The sequence below is a fragment of the Enterococcus malodoratus genome (genome assembly GCF_027659535.1).
GTDB lineage: Bacteria > Bacillota > Bacilli > Lactobacillales > Enterococcaceae > Enterococcus_A > Enterococcus_A malodoratus.
The window spans coordinates 1-16,590 of record NZ_JAQDPG010000003.1; the positions used below are offsets into that span (position 1 = coordinate 1).

At 40.9% G+C, this 16,590-nt stretch carries 20 protein-coding genes; 6 read left to right on the forward strand and 14 right to left on the reverse strand.

What is annotated here, in order from left to right; translation table 11 throughout:
• Positions 1-249: 249 nt before the first annotated feature.
• The 5 genes from PGP85_RS05845 to PGP85_RS05865 all read left to right on the forward strand — a co-directional run bounded on the left by PGP85_RS05845 (position 250) and on the right by PGP85_RS05865 (position 3,684).
• Positions 250-1,065, forward strand: a complete 816-nt coding sequence (locus PGP85_RS05845; protein ID WP_270326502.1) for a helix-turn-helix domain-containing protein — start codon at positions 250-252, stop codon at positions 1,063-1,065.
• Positions 1,066-1,116: 51 nt separating this feature from the next.
• Positions 1,117-1,539, forward strand: coding sequence for a VOC family protein (locus PGP85_RS05850; protein WP_270326505.1), 423 nt, complete (start codon positions 1,117-1,119; stop codon positions 1,537-1,539).
• 122 nt (positions 1,540-1,661) lie between these two features.
• Complete coding sequence (locus PGP85_RS05855; RefSeq protein WP_270326507.1) at positions 1,662-2,288, forward strand: TetR/AcrR family transcriptional regulator; 627 nt, start codon at positions 1,662-1,664, stop codon at positions 2,286-2,288.
• Between the two features lie 14 nt (positions 2,289-2,302).
• Positions 2,303-3,103: a M23 family metallopeptidase gene (locus PGP85_RS05860; RefSeq protein WP_270326509.1), complete on the forward strand. Its 801-nt coding sequence runs from the start codon at positions 2,303-2,305 to the stop codon at positions 3,101-3,103.
• Positions 3,104-3,114: 11 nt separating this feature from the next.
• Positions 3,115-3,684 (forward strand): YdeI/OmpD-associated family protein, encoded by a 570-nt coding sequence (locus PGP85_RS05865; RefSeq protein ID WP_270326512.1) that lies wholly within the window; start codon positions 3,115-3,117, stop codon positions 3,682-3,684.
• 76 nt (positions 3,685-3,760) lie between these two features.
• Here PGP85_RS05865 and PGP85_RS05870 read toward each other — a convergent pair whose 3' ends face one another.
• A complete protein-coding gene (locus tag PGP85_RS05870) occupies positions 3,761-4,144 on the reverse strand; it encodes a hypothetical protein (protein WP_010740536.1) in 384 nt (127 codons plus the stop codon).
• A 294-nt stretch (positions 4,145-4,438) separates the two neighbouring features.
• Between PGP85_RS05870 and PGP85_RS05875 the strand changes: the two genes are divergently transcribed.
• Positions 4,439-4,852: a GNAT family N-acetyltransferase gene (locus PGP85_RS05875; protein WP_270326515.1), complete on the forward strand. Its 414-nt coding sequence runs from the start codon at positions 4,439-4,441 to the stop codon at positions 4,850-4,852.
• A gap of 528 nt (positions 4,853-5,380) precedes the next feature.
• Here the strand turns inward: PGP85_RS05875 and PGP85_RS05880 are convergent.
• The 13 genes from PGP85_RS05880 to PGP85_RS05940 form a co-directional block, all read right to left on the reverse strand.
• Positions 5,381-5,989 carry a DUF3267 domain-containing protein gene (locus tag PGP85_RS05880; RefSeq protein WP_270326518.1) on the reverse strand — a complete coding sequence of 203 codons (609 nt, stop codon included), beginning with the start codon at positions 5,987-5,989 and terminating at the stop codon, positions 5,381-5,383.
• 571 nt (positions 5,990-6,560) lie between these two features.
• Entirely contained in the window at positions 6,561-6,770 is a 210-nt protein-coding gene (locus tag PGP85_RS05885) for a helix-turn-helix transcriptional regulator (RefSeq protein WP_010740540.1), read from the reverse strand.
• A gap of 9 nt (positions 6,771-6,779) precedes the next feature.
• Positions 6,780-7,115: a DUF6442 family protein gene (locus PGP85_RS05890; protein WP_010740541.1), complete on the reverse strand. Its 336-nt coding sequence runs from the start codon at positions 7,113-7,115 to the stop codon at positions 6,780-6,782.
• Between the two features lie 73 nt (positions 7,116-7,188).
• Positions 7,189-7,887 carry an ABC transporter permease gene (locus PGP85_RS05895; protein WP_270326876.1) on the reverse strand — a complete coding sequence of 233 codons (699 nt, stop codon included), beginning with the start codon at positions 7,885-7,887 and terminating at the stop codon, positions 7,189-7,191.
• A gap of 40 nt (positions 7,888-7,927) precedes the next feature.
• Positions 7,928-8,782 (reverse strand): ABC transporter ATP-binding protein, encoded by an 855-nt coding sequence (locus PGP85_RS05900; protein WP_270326522.1) that lies wholly within the window; start codon positions 8,780-8,782, stop codon positions 7,928-7,930.
• A 58-nt stretch (positions 8,783-8,840) separates the two neighbouring features.
• A complete protein-coding gene (locus tag PGP85_RS05905; protein WP_010740544.1) occupies positions 8,841-9,026 on the reverse strand; it encodes a DUF6440 family protein in 186 nt (61 codons plus the stop codon).
• Between the two features lie 137 nt (positions 9,027-9,163).
• Complete coding sequence (locus tag PGP85_RS05910) at positions 9,164-9,541, reverse strand: DUF3021 domain-containing protein (RefSeq protein ID WP_270326526.1); 378 nt, start codon at positions 9,539-9,541, stop codon at positions 9,164-9,166.
• A 48-nt stretch (positions 9,542-9,589) separates the two neighbouring features.
• Positions 9,590-10,045, reverse strand: a complete 456-nt coding sequence (locus tag PGP85_RS05915) for a LytTR family DNA-binding domain-containing protein (protein WP_270326527.1) — start codon at positions 10,043-10,045, stop codon at positions 9,590-9,592.
• A 182-nt stretch (positions 10,046-10,227) separates the two neighbouring features.
• Positions 10,228-10,947 (reverse strand): hypothetical protein, encoded by a 720-nt coding sequence (locus PGP85_RS05920; RefSeq protein ID WP_090401927.1) that lies wholly within the window; start codon positions 10,945-10,947, stop codon positions 10,228-10,230.
• Between the two features lie 454 nt (positions 10,948-11,401).
• On the reverse strand, positions 11,402-12,556 hold the full coding sequence (locus tag PGP85_RS05925) for an oxidoreductase (protein WP_270326531.1): 1,155 nt from the start codon (positions 12,554-12,556) through the stop codon (positions 11,402-11,404).
• Positions 12,557-12,575: 19 nt separating this feature from the next.
• Entirely contained in the window at positions 12,576-13,373 is a 798-nt protein-coding gene (locus PGP85_RS05930) for an SDR family NAD(P)-dependent oxidoreductase (protein ID WP_270326532.1), read from the reverse strand.
• A 107-nt stretch (positions 13,374-13,480) separates the two neighbouring features.
• Positions 13,481-14,230 (reverse strand): SDR family NAD(P)-dependent oxidoreductase, encoded by a 750-nt coding sequence (locus PGP85_RS05935; protein ID WP_178981832.1) that lies wholly within the window; start codon positions 14,228-14,230, stop codon positions 13,481-13,483.
• 323 nt (positions 14,231-14,553) lie between these two features.
• A complete protein-coding gene (locus PGP85_RS05940; protein ID WP_270326533.1) occupies positions 14,554-16,257 on the reverse strand; it encodes an InlB B-repeat-containing protein in 1,704 nt (567 codons plus the stop codon).
• Between the last annotated feature and the right edge of the window lie 333 nt (positions 16,258-16,590).

Here is a 16,590-nt window from a genome sequence, read left to right on the forward strand (position 1 = left end):
TTTAACTTAAATAATAGAATGGACTTTCTCATTTACACAAAATATTTTACACTCTCAACCATAACAACCAGTATGAATAATCATTTCTCTTACAATAATTAACCTAGATATAGATCCCACCAATCTTGAAATTTTAACAATTCCCTATTTTGTTGTACAGTCCCTCACACCTTCTGCGAAATGTAAATTTGAAGTTTCCTTAAAGACCATATTTCTCGAAATAGAATTCTTAGATAAAGGGAGGTTCCCATGCTAAACAAAGAAAGTATTTATCAAAGCTCACTGCCTAAGATTCATGAGAACAGCATTATTGTTGCCCCGCATCAGTTGCTGCGCTCTTACATCGCGACTTATATGTTTACCAATCCTAGCACCATGCCCGATCAGCAAACGATCCTGCCAACTATCAGCTCGACCTTGGTTTGCACGTTTCAAAACGGTCAGTTCACTGCAGGATTGCGAGGTGTCAATACTCGACCTACAATGATCGCGGATTATGCGCGGCAATTTGATTTTATGTTTCTGGTAGAATTTCACGCTGCCGGACTCTTTCCCTTTATCAGGATTGATCAAAACCATTTGATGAATGAAGGGTTCTTACTTGCCGACTTAAATCAAGCGCTATATACAGAAATCGCCGAGGCCTACTACACTGCGGTAGACATTCCTGATTTGGCTGATAAATTGGATGCAATCTTTTTGACGCATTTATCGGAAAATGAAATCAATTCGACCTTTTCCTTGGCCTTTGAAAAACTGCTTGCGGCAAACGGCGCTATTCGCGTGAAGGACTTGGCTACTGAGACCTACTACAGCGAAAAACATCTGAATCGTTTGTTCATGAAATATGCTGGAACCAAAATTAAAACTTGTTCTCGGATCATTCGCATGAAAAACGCCGCTGATTTATTGAAGGCCAATTATCCGGCTGGTCACCTTTTTGAACAAACCGGACACCATGACTATGCTCATTTTGTTCATGACTTTACGACTATCTATGGCATCACGCCGAAGGAATATTTGACTAAAATGTCCCTTTTTTACAATGACCCCTATAAGCTGTGAGTGTATACTTTTCAAGTGTAGAAACGAAATCAGAAAAGGAGGTTTGATGATATGTTGATGCCTTATATTAGATTCAACGGGGATTGCGAAGAAGCTTTTTTGTGGTATGCTCGAATCTTTGGTGGTGAGATCAAGCACTTGGCGAAGTATGGCGACATCCCAGAAAATCCGGATATGCCCATGAGTGATGAACTGAAAAGAAAAGTTATGCATGCGCAAATAGTGCTACTGAATCTGGGCGAAATGAGCGGCGCTGATAGTCTTGAAACAGTTCCAAAAAGTGGGAATATTTCAATCCAAGCCCATATGCCAAAAGAAGACTTGGCCAGAAAAATATTTTCGGAATTAGCCGTTGGCGGAAATGTCCTAGGTGAACTGGCTACGAATCCCCCACCAGATGATAGCGGTATTAGCGGGTGTGTGGCAGATAAATATGGTGTAACGTGGATTGTCTCTGCGATGAAATCAGTCTAAATCAAAAGATTTCCAAAAAGATAGTTGCTAGTAAAATTTGCTGGCGGCTATCTTTTTTGCGTTCAATTGACCTATCAGGTAAATCCTGTTACACTTTTATTGACCTAATAGGTAAAGGAGTGATGACGTTGTCTGAAATCAATACGAATGACCCGAAAATCCAAAGAATCATTAATGCGGCGTTGCAGGAATTTTCTTCGCGAGGATACGATGAAGCTTCAACGAATCGAATCGCTAAGTCGGCAGGAATATCGAAGGCGCTGATGTTTCACTACGTCAAAAGCAAAGAGGATCTGTTTTTATTCTTACTGAACTATTGCAGAAAAACGATTGATAACGACTATTTAAAAAAGATGGATTTGCAGGAAAAAGATCTCTTTAAACGGCTGCTGCAATCATATTCCTTACAAATCGAATTGATGAAAAAGAATCCTTGGATTTTTGATTTTACTAACTTGTCGTTCGCAACAAAATCGGAAACGATCAATCAGAAACTAGCAGAAATGGCTGCACAAGAGCAATCAGTTTGTGCGGAGGACCTATTTCGATCAATCGATTCTACAAAGTTTCGTACAGGACTCAATGTTGAACGATGCAAACAATTGATTCTTTGGGGAAATATCGGTTTTACGAATGAAATTTTGGAGGAATTGAAGCATACGGATTATGAACAGATCGACTATCAAGCGATCAGCGATAGATTATCCCAGTATCTCGAGGATCTTCAGATGGTTTTTTATGGTGAATAATTGGGGGAACCAGTATGAAAAGAGTTCTGATTTTAGTTGGTGGTCTCCTGCTTCTATTGATTGTTATTTCGACAAATGTACACGAAAATAAGCCACAACAGAAAGAAGGTTCTGTGATGGAAAAAGCAGCAACGACGATCGCGTTTCCTCTACGCGGTGAATGGTATACGGAAACAAGCCCGGCCGATCGAGTTCCGAGTCATGGTACCGATCGCTTTGGGTTGCGCTATGCGTTTGATTTTATTCAAAAAGATCAAAACGAAGCCTCCCATACGGAACGTTCGGTTGATTATCTCTTTGGCGGAATTCCATTGGAAAAATATTATTGTTTTGGTCAACCCGTTTATGCGCCCTTTGCCGGCGAGGTGGTGACAGTGAAAAACAATACTTCTGATGGTGAGAAGGCTTCTTGGGTTCACGATCAGACAACTGCGATTCGGCATTCGCTTTTTTTCGATCAGGAACGAGATGGCTTTGAGGCGATCGCCGGAAATTATGTCGTCATCAAACAAGCCGTGGGTCTTTACGCAGCTTTTGCTCATCTGCAAAAGGATTCTTTAGCAGTTAATGAAGGCGAACATATTTCGCAGGGAACCTACCTTGGCAATGTCGGGCATTCAGGCAACTCGACTGAGCCTCATCTGCATTTCCAGCTAATGGATTCTGCTATAATCGAATCAGCAAATGGGCTGCCCTTCGTTTTTTCGGCCTATGAAAAATACAATGGGCAAACATGGGAGATCGTCAGCAACCAAATTCCCGCCGTGGGTGAACGCATCCGCTCTTTGAAAGAAAATCAGACAGAAACTAGGTGAATCCCTTGAAGATGAACAACTTATTCAAGCCGCAAGATCGTCAAGCTTTACGATTATGGCTGGCTGAAAATGCTGCAACTACAAAAGATTGCTGGGTTGTAATCGATCGCGACCAGTCAAATCTGACCTATTTAGACATCGTTGAAGAAGCCCTTTGTTTTGGTTGGATTGACAGCACCAAAAAGAAGCTTTCTGAAACGGAGGTTGCGCAGCGTCTATCGCCCAGATCAAAAAAGAGTCAATGGACCGAGTTGAATAAGGAGCGTGCACGCCGCCTGATCTACTTGGATTTAATGACTGAATTGGGACATGCCACCTTGCCGGACCTATCACCTGAAAGTTTTGTGATTGATAACCGGATTCTGAACGAAATCGAGTCTGATCAAGAAATTCAGAAAAACTTTGCGGACTTTCCTGAGCTCTATCAGCGAATCAGAATCGACAATATCCAGCGCTATGGTGCGGATGCGGAACTCTTTGAACGCCGATTGAAAAAATTGCTGCTCAACACCAAAGCCAATAAGCTTTATGGCGCTTGGGATGATGGCGGACGTCTAAGCCATTATAAAAAAGATGAATGATTGCTATTTCGGAAGTGAATCCTATTTGCTTCCTTTTTTAATTGCTTTCAGTCGCCCCTTCTTTTGTCACTCACCGTCAAGATCCGACCAGCCCTTCTAAGGGTTCTTTGATGAATTTCGTATATAATTGCTCAAGCTTTTCAGCGATATAGGTTTTGATGGGAAATAGTCGTAGCGTAAGGAACTTCCATTCCTTCTTTTCAAAATAGTCTTTGAAATAGACGTAATAACGACGTAGTGCTCGAGTTATTTTGGTTTTCATAAATAGATGACGGACAAGATCCTGCATGAAGAATGAAAAATCGGATTCAGTCAGCTCATCTCTCACCTGAAGCGCTATCATAATTTTGACTGTCTGTGCTTCATCGTGGGTCTCTTTGTAATACTTCATCGTCCGTTTTTCAAGGGTAGTACGTTTTAGCGTAAATAATTGATTGGGAGTGAATAAAATTTCTGACATGCTGTTGGCTCCTTTCGTTTTTATTTTTCAGTCGGTCTGTGATCACGCCCTGACTATAATCCTAAAATTTGGGTCCTGTCAAACAGCTTTTTTCCTCAAATTGATTTTCACAAATGGGAAGCATCAGTACTAAAGGAATCCTTCGTTGAAACAATTCATTTTGCTTGTTTTCTTTAAAAAAAAAGTAAAAAGTCCATTATTGTCCTTTTACGTACCTTACTTTTTGTTTTATTCAATAAGTAGCGTAGAATGACTCTATACTGTGATTACACACTTTTGTTAAGGAGAACTGCAATGGAAAACTATGTCATTCGAATCGATATTCCTGAAGTAGAAGAATACTTGGCGTTGCGCAAGGATTGCGGCTTGTCTCCTCGAGGCAAAGAGGCTAGTAAAATAGGATTAAGCAACAGTATCTACTCGGTCATCATTAGACAAACCAAGAATCAGAAGCTGATTGGGATGGGACGAATCATCGGCGATGGCGGTACCGCTTATCAGATCGTCGATATTGCCGTCCATCCGTCAGAGCAAGGAAACGGTCTGGCAAAAAAGATCATGGAATTATTGATGACCCATATTCACAACGAGATCGATCCGCAGGCTTACGTCAATCTAATCGCTGATTGCCCTGCGGATAACCTTTATAAGCAGTTTGGTTTTGTTGAAACGGCACCGGAAAGCTTAGGTATGTACTTGAAAAGATAAGAATATTCAAAAAAGATCAGAAAGAAATGCTCGAAAGGCATCTCTTTCTGATCTTTTTTTGGTTACTGGTAAAAACTAGTCGACATCAAAATTAATTATCAGATTTTTTACAATCCAAAAAATTTTCGGCTTTATTCATATGGGTATTCGTTTTACAATTATATTAGGTAAACAATTGTATACTCTGAACTTTCGAAAAAAATAGAGAGTAGGACAGAAAATGAATATAAAAAAAATTAAACGTTTCTGTAATCTGTTAAGTATTTTTAGTCTAGTTATGCTAATAATTGAGCTTATACCAAATACTAATCCAATTTTTACAACTTTCTTTTGGATTAGTATGTTTGCACAACTACTCCTTAGATCGGCACTTTTTTTTAAAACAGAATGATAAAAATCTGATATCAGTTACTCACCAATTCCAAATAATATACTTTTTAGAGAATTTATATATTGACCTAGTCTTTTGTCTACGAAGTTAAAAAACGGGATTTCTATCGAAGAAATCCCGTTGATTTTTATTCATTTTTATTTCGTAAAGACTACAAATCCTGGCAATTCAGGATGATCGATCACGACTCCCGTGCGTACCGAGCGGGCTCCCCAAAAGATCAATAAATCACCCGCCGCCATGAAGATGTTAAAGGCCGAAAGCAGGATTAGCTCTGTGTTTGGATATAGCAGCGCTAGGAAAAAATACCCGCCCCCGAGTATCACTACCGGCGCTAATACACCAATCTTATAAGCCTTTGCTTCCAACGCTTCTTTGCAGTGACAATACGGCATCAGCTCTTTGACATTAAAGCCGAAGCTGATGCTTTTCAGTTTGCTTTTTGCATAATTCGCCCAAGCCAATCCATGAATCACTTCATGAATTGGGAGTGACGCCACAAAAAGAAAAGAAAACAGCGGAAAATTGATTTCCCATAGTGGTGAAGCATCCGCTCCCCAGCGCCAATAATAGCCGAACACCACTAATACAATAAATGGCAGCGGCAGCAGCATTCCCTGCGTCCCCGCTTCTTTAGCCGTAAATGTATGGTCCCGCTTATGATACTCTTTTTCCCGCATCTCTCGACAAAGTGCATCGAATTCTTGGTACTCCTTAGCCTTTTTACCCTGTTTATCTGTTTCCATAACTTAACCCCCATTCTCTATGTCCGCACATAGAATACCCTTTCATTTTTTAACACACCCTACTATCATAATAAAGGGTTTATCCCCGCCGCGTCAAAGGTTGAAGGAAAATGATCGTTTTAATAAAAAGAACAGCCCGAAACCTTCCTGTAATTAGGTCTCCAGCTGTTCCATTGATGCTGCTCTCTTGCAAAAAGGACTCCTACACTACCGATTAAGACTTAAGAGATCATTGTTAACGGCCAAAGATTTATGCATTGGCAAAACCAAGCAAGTCAATGATCCGGATTAGTGTACTGGATTATGACTTCATGGTTTTCATCTCTTTCCAGATGAACGCGGAACTACCTATCAATGGTTCAACTCGGCAACAAGAAAATGGTTTTAGTGACTGTTTCCAATGCTATATAAAAACCAATCTCCCCTTACTTATATTATATACGATTGCTCACTGTTTCACTTTTCCGTTTTTTTAGATATTTTACTAAAATATTGGTTTTAAGAGCTGATTTCAGTCTGGCAATCAAGAAAAAAAGCCAGCGGTACAAGCCGCTGGCTAAATAAATGGCTATTAGAAATAGAACAGGTCTTCAAACTTTACATCTAAAGCAATACATAAAATCAACGCCAATTTTGCTGTTGGGCTAAATTGTCCGGTCTCGATCGAGCTGATCGTCGTTCGCGAGACACCTACCAGCTTGGCTAATGCTGCTTGAGAAAGCTGCTTACTTTTTCGCGTTTCTTTTAAACGGTTTTTTAAGACTAATTTTTCTTCAGACATACGGCTCACCTAGACTACTTTGGTTCCGGAGACCAGCTGAGTGATGTGCAAGACGATCAGGACGATCGTAATCACTAAGTAGATCAAACCAAAAACCAGTTCTCTGCGTCGTCTCATGTAAAAATACCTAACGAGGAAATCCGTTGTTCCATAAGCAAAAGCCACTGCGTAAAGACCGAAATTGAATCCCTTATCCATGACCAGTTGAATCACGAACAAGATGGTCGATAATAAAACCACCACCACACCGCTGAAAGAACTGGAGCGTCGTTGAATCTCCGCTTGGTAAGGATCATTTTTTCGATTTTCTTCTCGGCTTTTAGCCAGTATCTCTTCTTTTTTCACAGGTGACCCCCACTTTCTAATTCACTATTATAGCGAACTTTCCGCAGAATGGACAGCTTTAGCCGACAAGCCATTAATCAGATTCCATGCCGCGCTTTTTGTAGGCTAAGATAAAAATCACGATTTCTAAAATGAACCAAATCGCAACAGTCACTAAATCGCGGCTATTTAGCGCATAGCCTTCTTTGCTGAAAATACCATCCACATAACTCGCGATCACACCAGAATAAGTATAACTTGAGACCTTCTCAATTGTAGAGCTGAAAAATCTGAGCTGCGGCAGCATGGTGAAAACTAAAAGGATCGGTGTACAAATCACACCCGATTGCGTCTGATCCTTCGTCAAAATCCCGATGACAAAGCCGATAATAATACTGATCAATGTCCCACTAGCAGTAATCAGAAGAAACGTTGGCAGATGGATCGCCGAATAAGAAATCCCGCTGGCTGGAATCAGCAATAGATTCACGATCATAATGATGCTGAAGGTAGGAATCAGCGACCCGATCAAATACTCATTACTTTTTACAGAAGAAGTCATCAAGACTCGCAACGTGTTCTTCTCCTTCTCTTCGGCGATAGAGGTACTGCTGATCAACAGACCGCCAGAGACGATATTCATGATCAGACCCAATCCTAGCAAAAAGGCATCCACCCGAAACGCACCACTGCCTGCGGCAGATTTGCCATTACTTTCCGAAAAACGATTACTAGAAACAAAGCGATCAGCGGATTGCTCATCATACTGAGATTGCTGATTATTGTTTGAAATTTTAACCCGGTGATCGCATTGATCCGTTTTACTGTGCTGCTCATACTAAGTTCCTCCCTGTCGCTTCCAAAAAGACTTTTTCTAAGGTTGGTTCACATGAATGGATCGTCTCCACCTGATCGGCGGCGATCCATTTTTCGATGAGTTTCGCTGAATCAACCGATTGCTCCAAGAAAACCTCCGTGTGATCCGTCAATTGAATCATGAACCGTTTTTGCTTATTAAATTTAAGCCGTAAATTTTCTGGTGTATCTAGTTCAGCGATCTGTCCCTCATTCAGTAAGGCCACACGATCACACAATTTATCGGCCTCCTCCATATTATGAGTTGTTAAGAAGATCGATGTTCCATCTGCCCGCAGTTCTTCCATCATCTTGTGAACCGAAAGTGCAGAGACCGGATCTAATCCGCTCGTCGGTTCATCTAAAAAGAGTAATTTAGGCCTATGCAAAATCGCCCGAATCAGGACTAGCCGCTGTTTCATTCCCTTTGAAAGTTTTTCAGCTGGCTTTTGACGATGCTCATATAAATCGAATCGTTTTAACAGTTCATCGATAGTCGCTGGATCAACGTCTAATAACTTCGCAAAAAATTTCAAGTTTTGATACACCGTTAATTTTTCATAAAAACCGCTCATATCAGAAACGATTCCAATTTTCTTATAAATATCTTCATCAACCTTTTCCACGGGAATCCCCAAAATACTCGCTTGTCCCGAGGTTTGTTTCAGCTGACCAGTTAATATCTTGATCGTAGTCGTCTTGCCTGCTCCTGATGGTCCTAGGAAGCCAAAGATTTCTCCTTCATAAACACTAAAATCCAATTTTTTGATTGCCTCATAGCCTTTAAACTGCTTGGATATGTCCTTTGCTTCAATTAAAACTTTTCGTTCCATACTCTGTCTCCTCTATTTTGATAAGTTTACTTGTCAACCGTATGTAAAAAAAATAGTCCTATTTTTCAGTATCTGCCAACATCGGTTTGCCATCCTGATCCACCAATACTGCCATGCCTGAACCCATATTCGGTACGATCGCCAATAGGTACTGCACACCTGAATGTTTGTCGGTCACAACCGTCGTGATCCCTGATCCGCTTGTTTCAATCGTCTTTACATCGAATCTTTTTTCCTTCGCCATTTCCATACACTCCCTTTTTGACAAGTTTTATTGTCAAACACAGTATAAGACTGACAAGTAAACTTGTCAACACAAAAATACTCACACCTACAAAAAAAGCCAGCAATCTAAATCACTGACTTCCCAATAAACCTATTCTAGCGCAGTTTTTGATTGATCTGCTGAATATCTCGTTTGTACTTTAAGTAATAAAAGATCCAAATGGCAAAGAAGATCAAGAAAAATGACAGAGAGGCGGACACGATCACCTGCCATTTGAAGGGGAACCAGTCATTCACTCCCGCCGTGATCAAGAAGGCGATGAAGCTGCCGCCCATATGAATCAGCGTTTGCGCCAACATCGGCAAACGTTTTACGCTATAAATCATTCCTAATAAACCAATTACTACCGATAGCAATACAAAGCTCGCGACGATTTTTCTTACATCGTTGTCCGCAAAGATAAAGGCAAACAACATGCAGATCGTACTGCCGATCCCGATCGCTTGTCCTAAACGCTTAATTACTTTTTTCATTTCAATTCCTCCTTTAATCATTCTAACGAAAAACTTTCCACGATTTTCCTATCCGACCATGCCTAAATGACGTTTCAACTGGTCGACGAATCGGCGAGAGACCGTGATCTTCTGGCCATTTTTCAAGTAAGCATATAAGCTGCCGGAAAAGGCGACCTCCAGCCTTTGAATTTCCCTGGTATTCACTAGTGCCGATTTTGAAACCTGTAAAAAAGCTTCGTCGGAAAGCTCTTCTTTTAACGCGATCAATGATTTGCGAAAAGAATACTGTTGATTAGCAGTGTAGAGCGTCACGATTTTATTGAATACTTCTAAATAAATAATTTCTGATTTTTTTAATAGGATAAACTCATCCTTCAGCTTAATAACTAATTGATCCTCTCGATCGTCTTCCAGCCGACTGGCGATTTGGTCGCCCAACAGTTCTTCCGCCGCCCGAATCCGAACCTCTGGCTTCGTCCACTTTTTCCCAATCTCCATTTGAATTTTCAACCCTTTAAACATCTGCCACGCCTCCATCTGTATCCTTATAGTAAGTCATTTCTCACTAAGAAAGTAGCCTTTTTTCCTTTCCGGTAAGCTGGGTGTCCTAAGCGGTTTTACCAATTGATCTCTTGTACGATTCCAGCAATACTGTTTTAGCGCAACAAAAAAAAGAGACCTTTTTAAAGGTCTCTGAGTTCACATTATTCTTGCACCATCTTAACACCAGCGGGTTCAGTTTCGTACTCGCACTCGCTGTCTGTTTCGATCGGTCTTTCTCTTAATTCAATGTCCAATTGGTGCTGCTGCATCGTACCAATCTTCTCTGTGATCAACACTAAGAGCTGTTTCAAGCTTTCTTCAGAGTTGATTTTATTCTCAACAATCGCCTGACACAGGTATTCGACTTGATGACTTTGTTCAAACAGTTCCAAATAGCTCTCACTGTAGCTGTCAACATCACGAATAATCTGCCAATCGGTATCATGATAATAGGTGTCATACATGATGAAATCCAACCGATATACCGCTAAAACAAATAGATCCCGCACTTTTTGATTTTCTTTCAATAACCTTGCCAGCTCAGTCGAGCCGTTTGCGATCTCTCCGCCTAAATCGATTAGAACCGAATAATTGTTTTCGTATTCCTTCTTCAACTTAGTGAATAGGCGTGCTGTTTTATGAACTTCCTTCTGCTTCTCACGATATTTCAAAAATTGAAACATCAAAAGCGCTGCTAAAAATGAAAAGAAGCAGCCAAAGAAAGCCGTCGATGCATTGACAAATGTTCGGATGATATCGAGGTGACTCCCGAAGAATTCTCGATTAAAATAAATCAGACCGATACTTATCACCGCAATAACTTCACCGACCAATAAAACGGACAAGGAAACAATCGCTAGTTTTTGTTTTTCTGAAATCATTTTTCACCACGCATTCAGAATGAATGCTTCTCCTTATATTTTTTCTCCCAAACCCCTAAAAATAAGTTCATTCGCCTCCTTAATCCACTTAATAAGCGTTTCAAACACTCTAAAAACTATTTTTTGTATATTTTCTCAACTAAATTAACATTTTTATAATAAATAATGTATTTTAGTTATTCGATAACGTGGTTTATTATATCATTTATTGATTCTTCAATAAAGAGTTCTCAAACATTTTGAATAAAAAATTACTTTATAAATTTTATTCAAAATGAATTTGAGACGTTCATTGCTGGGCGGCATCTATAAATAAGCATCATTAGTCGTTTCATAGATAATTTTCCCCGAGATAATATGCCGCAAAAAATCTACTCACGGAATCCATAAGTAGATAACCAATTCATAAAAAAACTCGAAACGTCGGACGATCAGCGTTTCGATCAAATATCTATTATTTTTCAACCAATCCTTCGACTTGCGGCAGCCCAATCCCTGCCGTATAAACTTCGACTAAGCCTGACGGCAGCTCAAGATCATCGGTATGACCTTTGACATTCATATGGATCGTATCCTCTTTGTCCGCCAAGATTTTTTCTTTAAAATCCGGATCGGACAATGCCGCCACACCCATTGAAGCAACATCGCCATATTTCAGCGCATCTAGTGCTTCATCGGCAGAACGAATCGTTCCTGAAATGACTACTGGAACTCTGCCAGCGACAAAATTCTTAATCACTAAGCTGACTGGTTCCGTATAGTTCCCTTTTTGCGGCATCGCTTTGTAGGCGTCTTTGCCAAAATTACCGCCGGCTGCTGAAGAAAGATCAAGGAAATCCAGATCTTGTTCTAATAGCTTATCGATCAGCTTCAACGAATCATCCAAGTCATAGCCAACCATTTCGCCATGAATTTCTTCTGGAGAGATCCGATAACCCACGATCGCTTCGGGATTTTCCACACGTGCGACTTTTAATACTTCCTTCGTCACCTCCATCGCAAAATTCATGCGCTTCTCAAACGATCCACCCCAATAATCCTCGCGCCGATTCGAATAGCTGGAGAAGAATTGCTGGATCAGATAATGATTCGCACCATGAATCTCGACACCATCAAAGCCAGCCTTCAAAAGACGCTGCGCCGCCAAACCGAAATCCTTCACGATTTGCCAGACTTCATCTTCGGTCAATTCCGTCACCTTGTATTGTAAAAACGGAAACTCAATCGCACTCGGCGCATAAGCTTTCCCCGTCACATAACAGCCATAGGCCCCTTCACGACCGGGATGCTGAATCTGACCAACTGCTTTACTGCCGTTGCTCTTCATTGCCGCGGCCAACTTGCTATAAGCTTCGATCGCGTCATCATTGTAAAGCGCCAATTGTTTCGGGTGACCTTGGATATTTTCTTGAACCGTGATTGCTCCGGTTAAAAGTAAATCCGCAAACTTGCTGCGGCGTTCAAAATACTTGATGTCTTCCTCTGTCGGCTTTCCCGTTGCCGGATCAGCCGCAAATACCACCATCGGACACATGCCGAAACGATTTCTCAAACGCCCACCGTGCTTCAACTCGATCGGTTCAAATAATGGTGCATATTTTTCCTTCATTTCGATTCCTCCCTTTCGATTAAACTCTCGCGTGTGTCGTATACCAGCCGCCATCGATTGTGATCGTCGCACCAGTAATGAAGCTGGCTTTTGCTGAAGCTAGAAAGGCAAATAATTTTGCCGGCTCCCAATCCTCCCCGATTCGACGACTGGGGATCGCCTTCAATGCGGCTTCCGTTCCTAGCATTTCCCATGCTTGATCCGGCATCAAATTCGTGCGGATCAACCCCGGACAAACGGCATTTACCCGAATAAACGTGTTGTCGCCTTCATCGATTTCCGTCACTGCTTTTGGCCGGCCAAACATATCCGCTGGGTTATTATTTAGGAGTGCCGCCGCACTTTGTCGCGTATAATTCAGCAACGCCGCTTTTAATACATTGTAAGGAATCGAATCACCGATCATGAACGAAGCCACCGATGCCGTATGAGTGATACTCGGATTCTTTGACTTGCGCAAAAGCGGCACACAATACTTGGTAAACATCGCCGCATGCAATACATAGAGCTGAAACGCTCGTTCAAATTCGTCAGCATCAACAATTTCAACTGTTCCAACGATCGCGGAACCCGCATTACATATCAGACTGTCCAGTCTGCCAAATTTCTCTTGCGCAAAAGCCACCGCCGCTTTGATCTGCTCCTCATCCGTCACATCACATTTGAAAGGTAAAAAGTTTTCTCCTAAATCCTTCGTCCGACTAAAATTCCGCCCGATCCCGATCACCGTCGCGCCCTGATTCAGAAACTCCTTTGTCGTTGCCAAGCCGATGCCGGAAGTCGCGCCAGTAATCAATACGATATAATCCTTTAACATGTTTAATCCTCCTTATCTACCTCATTTTAGTGAGTTTTAGTTTCGTCTCGCATACCATTCCACTAAACGTTTTTCTTTAAAACAAACTGCGAAAAGTGGAACTGGCATCAGTTACTGACCGTCATCAAGCCGCCATCAATTAACACATCGGCGCCGTTGATATACTGTGCATCCGTCGAGGCTAGAAACGCGATCAAGTCGGCCACTTCTTCTGGTTTTCCTGTTCGCCCACAAGTGACCTTTGCCATCCGGTCATACATCGCCAACACATCAGCTTCTTCCATATTGACACCCTCACGCTGGAAAATCGGTGTCTGGATAAAGCCCGGCGACACACTATTGCAGCGCACACCAATAAAGCCCATAGCTTGCTGCTTGGTATACAGCACCACGGCGTTCTTCGCTAAATTATAAAGAGGATTTTCAGAGCTGACAGTTCGACTGGCTGCAGAAGCGGTGTTGATGATACTTGCGTTGTTTTTCGGAGCGTTTACTAAAAGAGGATACAATTCTTTGGCAAAAAGCATCGGTGCCCGCAGCAAAAGATTGAAACTACGATCAAATTGATCAACGGTCACATCTCGAATCGTGGTATTTTCACCAAAACCTGCATTGTTTACAAACACATCCAGCTCATTGTCAAAGGTTTCTTTGATAAATTCACAGGTCTTCACGATCTCATCGGCATCCCGCACATCACAGGTCCGAGGAATAAACCGATCGCCTAGATCCTTCGTCTTGCTAAAATTCCGTCCGATCCCAATGACCGTCGCACCTTCGTTGATAAACAGTCGAGCCGTGGCCAAACCAATACCCGAGGTCGCACCAGTAATAACGACTTTGTAATCTTGGAACATCGTTCTACCTCCTAAATTATTTTCAAAAATAGGCAGTCGAATTTGTTCAAATGAGTTGCAGTTTGTGGATTTTGATTGCATACAGGTGTCAGGATGACACAAATAAAGATTGAGGATTTTTCTACGATGCTAGGTTAATCATATCATTAAATCACCCAGTTAGAAAACGCCTTCACAAAAAAAAGCATATTTTGTATGAGATATATCAAACAATTCTTAACGCTAGCAAATGGCACCCACAAAAAAGCCAGTGACATAGGTCATTGGCTTTAAAAATAATGGGTTGGATTTTACATAACAATCACTTCGCTAATACTTTCAATCTATTCATAACTAATCTTAAATACGATTCTACCCTCATAACTCCCAGCCTGGATCTGCTTCGGCTCTTTCAAAGAAATGACCCCCGCTTCCTGAACGACTCCATTACCTGAAGGAATAAATAAAACTGGGGAATCAGGGTCTGAAGTAGATCCATTCCAGCTCAATTGGCTCAGGCTTTCAATTGAAGAGTCGCTCTTATGTTTTAGAATTAATTGATTATCATCGGAGATTGACGTTTCATTCTTATTGATCCTAACTGACAAATCTCCATTCCCACGATTTAATCCGCTGATCGCAACTTCAGTTTGACTGTTCAAAGAAATCCTCGCTGGAATGTTCACGGTGTAATTTTCAACCCATTTCGCATAAATAGTCCGCGAATCTGTTGCTGGCTGACTAAAATCAAAAGGTTCAGTACACTCTCTATCGATGTACCAGCCATCAAACTGAAAATTTGCCTTTGTGGGAGGAGCTGGTTTGGCCCAATGAGAATTGACCACTGCTTGTTGAGGCAATATCTCACTACCCCCATTTGTTTCAAAAGATAGATCGTAAACGGCTAATACATTGACTACTACATCTCTTACTAAGTTCTCGTAATAGTATCTGATATCCCAGCTCCCAGGTCTGGATGTATCTACCTCATCGTTTGATAGATAGACATGTTCGTGCTTATCGACAGAATTACCATACTTGTCCGTAACAAAAGAAATGTTTTCATAGAGGTCCAAATTAGTATACTGAGGAATTTCTATATAGTGTTCTTTTATTTCAAACGCCGTTTCATCCATATCATAATCTACAGAGTAGACTCCGCTATAATTAATTCTATTTCCGTCAATAATTGTAGTGAGTGCAAAATTAAATGTGAATGGCTCCCGTCTGCTCCCTATTGTAAAAATCCCAGTACTAGCATTGTAGGTAACATGACTACTCGAAATATTCGAAACAGCTATGGCCGAATTTCCTCCACCTGTGGACATCGCTGTTTGAACGACCTGATTATCACTAAACAAAGATTGCAGAGAGATCATCTCACTAGGGGAAAACTCTTTCGAAAACTTTTGATTTCTAAAAGCATTTATGTCTATACTGTCCAATGTCTTACCGAAAGAAAGGTTTTTGATTTGATTTCCTGAGAACGCGTCACTTTCTATTCTTAAAACATTTGCGCCTAAAATTTGCACTGAGGTAATTTCGTTATTCATAAAAATCGCTCTTCTATATCTGCGCATCAGTGATCCACCGCTAACAGAAGTAATCCCTTTATTGGCAAACACCATTTCATCAATATCTGCTAAAGCCATAGCATTAGCATACGTTGGTAAATTAATATCAGTCACTTTCCCTGGAGTAAAGGACGTAATTTTATAAGAAGACATATAAGTCATAGACATTCCGCTATCCTCAGCAGACACATACCCCCCGCTTGAATATCCGATTCCCGTATTCTGATCAACAAAGTCATAATATGGCGCCACGCTCTCAATACTGTCTTCACTAGCTTGGTTAATTAAATCCGCCCCATCATGTAATTTTACTTCATCGTCAATCAATTGGTCACTATCCAACTCATCTTCTTCAATAAGCTTAACGCTTTCTCTCACTTCGCTTGAATGATCAGCCACAGTTTTCACAGGTACCATCACCCCTAATAACATCATAGATAGTATACCTATCGATATCACTTTTCCAGTTCTCATGGAAACGCCCCCTCAAATGATTATTTAAAAAGCATAACAAAAATATCCTGCTTCATTTGTCGACTTATTTTAAATAATTAAAATCTTGGAACACTGCATCAGAGAGGTTGATCAAAAGGAATACAGTAAAAGAGTAAAAAGTCGAAGAATATGAAAAAAGCTAGAAACCTATACGTCAAGGTTTCTAGCTTATAAACAAGTATTACCCCACAGAACCTTCCATATTGGAATCGACTTCTCAATCAGTGTCATGCATTGTCAAATTAAACAATTAAGATGATTCATAGTAGTTCAATGAGTCAATAATTATAATTGATTGTCAAATTAAGATGG

Coding starts and splice junctions, on each gene's coding strand:
- PGP85_RS05845 (WP_270326502.1), top strand. CDS start 250: ATGCTAAACAAAGAAAGTATTTATCAAAGCTCACTGCCTAAGATTCAT.
- PGP85_RS05850 (WP_270326505.1), top strand. CDS start 1,117: ATGTTGATGCCTTATATTAGATTCAACGGGGATTGCGAAGAAGCTTTT.
- PGP85_RS05855 (WP_270326507.1), top strand. CDS start 1,662: ATGACGTTGTCTGAAATCAATACGAATGACCCGAAAATCCAAAGAATC.
- PGP85_RS05860 (WP_270326509.1), top strand. CDS start 2,303: ATGAAAAGAGTTCTGATTTTAGTTGGTGGTCTCCTGCTTCTATTGATT.
- PGP85_RS05865 (WP_270326512.1), top strand. CDS start 3,115: ATGAACAACTTATTCAAGCCGCAAGATCGTCAAGCTTTACGATTATGG.
- PGP85_RS05870 (WP_010740536.1), bottom strand. CDS start 4,144: ATGTCAGAAATTTTATTCACTCCCAATCAATTATTTACGCTAAAACGT.
- PGP85_RS05875 (WP_270326515.1), top strand. CDS start 4,439: ATGGAAAACTATGTCATTCGAATCGATATTCCTGAAGTAGAAGAATAC.
- PGP85_RS05880 (WP_270326518.1), bottom strand. CDS start 5,989: ATGGAAACAGATAAACAGGGTAAAAAGGCTAAGGAGTACCAAGAATTC.
- PGP85_RS05885 (WP_010740540.1), bottom strand. CDS start 6,770: ATGTCTGAAGAAAAATTAGTCTTAAAAAACCGTTTAAAAGAAACGCGA.
- PGP85_RS05900 (WP_270326522.1), bottom strand. CDS start 8,782: ATGGAACGAAAAGTTTTAATTGAAGCAAAGGACATATCCAAGCAGTTT.
- PGP85_RS05905 (WP_010740544.1), bottom strand. CDS start 9,026: ATGGCGAAGGAAAAAAGATTCGATGTAAAGACGATTGAAACAAGCGGA.
- PGP85_RS05910 (WP_270326526.1), bottom strand. CDS start 9,541: ATGAAAAAAGTAATTAAGCGTTTAGGACAAGCGATCGGGATCGGCAGT.
- PGP85_RS05915 (WP_270326527.1), bottom strand. CDS start 10,045: ATGTTTAAAGGGTTGAAAATTCAAATGGAGATTGGGAAAAAGTGGACG.
- PGP85_RS05920 (WP_090401927.1), bottom strand. CDS start 10,947: ATGATTTCAGAAAAACAAAAACTAGCGATTGTTTCCTTGTCCGTTTTA.
- PGP85_RS05925 (WP_270326531.1), bottom strand. CDS start 12,556: ATGAAGGAAAAATATGCACCATTATTTGAACCGATCGAGTTGAAGCAC.
- PGP85_RS05930 (WP_270326532.1), bottom strand. CDS start 13,373: ATGTTAAAGGATTATATCGTATTGATTACTGGCGCGACTTCCGGCATC.
- PGP85_RS05935 (WP_178981832.1), bottom strand. CDS start 14,230: ATGTTCCAAGATTACAAAGTCGTTATTACTGGTGCGACCTCGGGTATT.
- PGP85_RS05940 (WP_270326533.1), bottom strand. CDS start 16,257: ATGAGAACTGGAAAAGTGATATCGATAGGTATACTATCTATGATGTTA.